We start from the raw sequence: 3,525 nt of genomic DNA, 5'->3' as shown, positions 1-3,525 counted from the left end.
CTTTCCGGTAAATAAAAGTAATAGATCAAAATTGGCGATTACCGTCAACCCCACTGATATCATCAATACAAAAAACCTGTGTAAGATCACACTATTTTTAAATCAGAAATACGGTGCGGAATGACGGATGTAAAAGGAATAAGATAAATGAATTTATCGTATTTGAATTCCAATCTAATAAATAAAAAAATATATTGTTGTTTGAAATATTACGCTAATTTTGTCTTCTCTTTTATTTTTATTACTGATTCAGGCCAGTGATTTTGGTTAATAAAATCATTATAATTCATTTTAACGTAACCCATTCAATATATTGAAATTTCATACCAAACCCCCTTCTTTTTATTAGAATAAAATATCGTTTTTTCAAAAAAATAAGTTGATTATTTCTTCCATCGCCTACCCTCCCGTTCATATGTTGAACAGGGAAAAGTTTGGTTAATGAATCTGCCGGTGAATATGTTCGGTAATCATTTAAGTAAAAGAGGGTGAAATTATGGTTGTTTTACATGATCTATTTAATTCCCAGAGCCTCAACCTCACGGGATCAGGAGGAATGTAATGGCAGATTCAGGATTGATTTTTACACTTACTGTCGGCTCTCTTCCGGAGAAAACTTTTGCTGTGGTGGAGTTTACTCTAGATGAAGCGCTGTCAGAGTTATTTTGTCTGAAGGCGACATTAACCAGTGCTGATCCGGATATTAATTTCGCTGATGTTCTGGATAATGTTGCGACACTGACCGTTTATCGCGATGGAAAACCAGAACGCAGTATAACTGGAATTGTGACTCAGTTTGAACAAAGCAGGACAGGCCGTCATCGCAGTTATTATGCCTTGACCATTCAACCTGCTTTATGGCGTGCGGGATTACGGGTTAATTCCCGTATTTTTCAGCATCAATCTGTGACTGAGATTATTGACATATTATTGAAAGAAAATGGTATCAGAGAATTCTATTATAAATTGCGATATGAGCATCCTGAACGGGAGTTTTGTGTGCAATATGATGAGAGTGACCTGGCGTTTCTCCATCGTTTATTGGCTGATGAAGGGATGTTTTATTATTTCGATTTCACTGAGGAGCGAGGTGAACCGATAATTATTTTCATTGATTCTCATCGGATAAATAACAAATTTTCATTGCCTTATCACCCAGAATTGGATGCTACAGGAAGCCAATGCAGCATCAATCGATTCAGTTGGCGTGAACAGGTCGGGATTGCCAACATTGTGTTGAAGGATCGTACTTTTAAAAATCCGCGGTGGGGGGCTGACTGTTACTATCACGAACGCCAAATTAATCACCAGCGTTCAGATTTGCCCAGTTACACTTACTATGATTTTCCCGGGCGCTTTAAAGATGAGCGTGGCGAGCGCCTGAGTCAATATCGTCTGGAAGCACTCCGCACTGACGCTATGTTTGGCCGCGCACAAAGTGACTGTTTTGCTCTGGCGCCGGCATCAGGGTTTGCGCTTACTGATCATCCGAAAGAGCAATTTAATACCCTGTGGCTGGTGATTAAAATCAGCCATTACGGTAGACAGCCGCAGGCGGATGAATCCCGTTTCGGTGAAATGGGGACGACCTTAACGAACAGCTTCACCTTTGGCGATCGCAACCGGGTATGGCGCCCCTTGCCTTATCCCAAACCGCGCATTGACGGCCTGCAAGTTGCGACAGTGGTTGGCCCGGAGGGGGAAGAGATCTTTTGTGATGAATACGGGCGCGTGCGGGTACAGTTTGCCTGGGATCAATATGGCAAATTCAATGACCACAGTTCTTGTTGGATCAGAGTCAGTCAGGCTTGGGCTGGTAATCACTGGGGCATGATTGCTATCCCCCGAGTGGGGCAGGAAGTGCTGGTGGATTTTCTGCATGGCGATCCAGATCAGCCAATTATTATTGGGCGTACCTATCATGCCACTAACATTGTGCCTAACCGTCTGCCGATAGCAAAAACCCAGATGTCAATTCGCTCAAAAACCCATAGAGGGGAGGGTTTTAATGAACTGAGATTTGAAGATGAAAAAGATCGAGAAGAGGTATTTATTCATGCTCAGAAGAATCTGGCGATTAAGGTGCTGAATTCCCGAGATGAACGAATTAATTACAACCGTACAACCAGCATTGGCCATGATGATGAACTGGTGATTGCCAATAACCGTAAAATAACGGTTGATGGGCAGCAGGAACATAAAACCATCGGGAACTATGTTGTTCAGGTTGAGGGTGACAAAACTTTGCAGGCCGGCGGCAATGTGGCACAGAAAATTCAGGGTATGCTCAGTATTGATACCAATGGTGATATTACGGTGCAAAGTGGCAACAAAATCAGTCTGAAAGTAGGTAATAGCTTTATCGTTATTCATGCTGATGGTGTCGATATCAAAGGTCCATCGATTAATCTGAACTCTGGGGGGAGTCCCGGGGATTTATTGCGCCCGGCGAATCCGGTCATTTTGCAAGCTGCCGCCAGTGCCGGCTCCTTGTTTGTTGCACACTGTCCGAAGGAGGATAACGACTGATGGCCGCTGAAAAATATTATGTCGTCATTGACGGTGCGATTGAATACCGATTGTTTTTTATCTTGGAAAATTTTAATCCCCCTGCGGTTTGTCTTTATGACGAATCTTTACCGCCTGAGCTGCTTAAGGCGGCACCTTACCTGGTGGAGGTGACAGAAAAAGTTGGACTGTATTTAGAGGAATGGCAAACATGTTGGGGGATTTGTCTTCACTCAAAAGCGGATATGAAAACATTGCGTCAGCATTTACGCAAATATCTTCAAGTATTATTACCCGATCAAGATAAACCGGTATTTTTCCGATTTTATGATCCGCGCAATATCTGGGAGTTTCTCAGTGTCCTCAGTGACTGGGAAATTCACTGTTTTCTGGGGCCGATAAATAAAATTAGCACTTCTCTGATGGGCGTTAAGCATGAAGATAATTTTCACGCGGCCAGAAAACAATTTCCCGCAGAGGCATGCTCCAGACAAAAGATGTTGCGGATCACAACAAAGCAATATGCTCAGTTAAATGAGCTATTCGAACAACGATACATTAATAAACTGACGCGATTTATTAATGAAGTCAATTACTATAATGGCGCCGGTACCATAGATCTGCCATACGACTCCCTGTCGGCACATTCAGACCGGATATTGAAAAACCCGCTTCCTGATACACATTATTCTCCCGCCTATATGGATGAGGCGACATTTATTCAACATAAAACCTTAGCGGAGGATTGTTTTTATTTTTGTCAGGATAATGAAATCACGGATGAACGTGCCATTGGCGGGTTTCTCTATTTGCTGATGGCGAGACATATCAATCAGTTTGAGCAAATCCCGCAGGCATGGTTAACCGCACTCAGAGACCCCCAGTGGCCGCTGAGGAATCCCCAGAAAATAGACAGGCATAGCGTTGTGTGATCTACTGATTGTTCCACCAAGTCAATAAGGTCACTGCTATGCCTGTACGTGAAGTATGTCATAACTTCTTTAAAGATGCTTTATC

At 42.7% G+C, this 3,525-nt stretch carries 2 protein-coding genes; both read left to right on the top strand.

Features of this window, described 5'->3' with window-relative positions; translation table 11 throughout:
- Nucleotides 1–561: 561 nt before the first annotated feature.
- Nucleotides 562–2,529, top strand: a complete 1,968-nt coding sequence (locus CKY02_RS22585) for a type VI secretion system Vgr family protein (RefSeq protein WP_112896964.1) — start codon at nucleotides 562–564, stop codon at nucleotides 2,527–2,529.
- Complete coding sequence (locus CKY02_RS22580; RefSeq protein ID WP_112896963.1) at nucleotides 2,529–3,440, top strand: DUF4123 domain-containing protein; 912 nt, start codon at nucleotides 2,529–2,531, stop codon at nucleotides 3,438–3,440. Before CKY02_RS22585 ends, CKY02_RS22580 begins: the two co-directional genes overlap by 1 nt.
- Nucleotides 3,441–3,525 lie beyond the last annotated feature (85 nt).

This window comes from Photorhabdus bodei (assembly GCF_003287735.1).
Taxonomy (GTDB): domain Bacteria; phylum Pseudomonadota; class Gammaproteobacteria; order Enterobacterales; family Enterobacteriaceae; genus Photorhabdus; species Photorhabdus kayaii.
This window is presented reverse-complemented; position numbering and strand designations above follow the sequence as displayed.